Origin of the sequence: Pannonibacter anstelovis (assembly GCF_036881715.1) — a bacterium.
Taxonomy (GTDB): Bacteria; Pseudomonadota; Alphaproteobacteria; order Rhizobiales; family Stappiaceae; genus Pannonibacter; species Pannonibacter anstelovis.
Window position 1 is genome coordinate 1 of record NZ_JBAKBF010000038.1, and the last position, 310, is coordinate 310.

Consider the following 310-nt stretch of genomic DNA (forward strand, 5'->3'; position numbering starts at 1 on the left):
TCAACCTCAACGTTGGCGACAACACCATCACCGTCGTGGGCACCGCACAGGATGGCGTCACAACCCAGACCTACACGATCACCGTCAATCGTGCCGCCCCGGCCTCGAACGTCGCCACCCTGGCAAACCTCGTCCTGTCCCAGGGCACGCTGACACCAGCCTTCGCCAGCGGCACAACCATCTACACCGCCTCCGTCGGCAATGCCGTCACATCCCTGACCGTCACCCCCACTGTGACAGACGCCAATGCGACCGTCACCGTGAACGGCAACACTGTCGCCTCCGGCAATGCCTCGGGTGCAATCAACCT

General features: G+C 63.2%; 1 protein-coding gene. It reads left to right on the forward strand.

All coding sequences use genetic code 11. From position 1 onward, the window contains the following. The coding region (locus V6L75_RS21015) for a cadherin-like beta sandwich domain-containing protein (protein ID WP_334253406.1) at nt 1-310 on the forward strand (310 nt) is incomplete at both ends.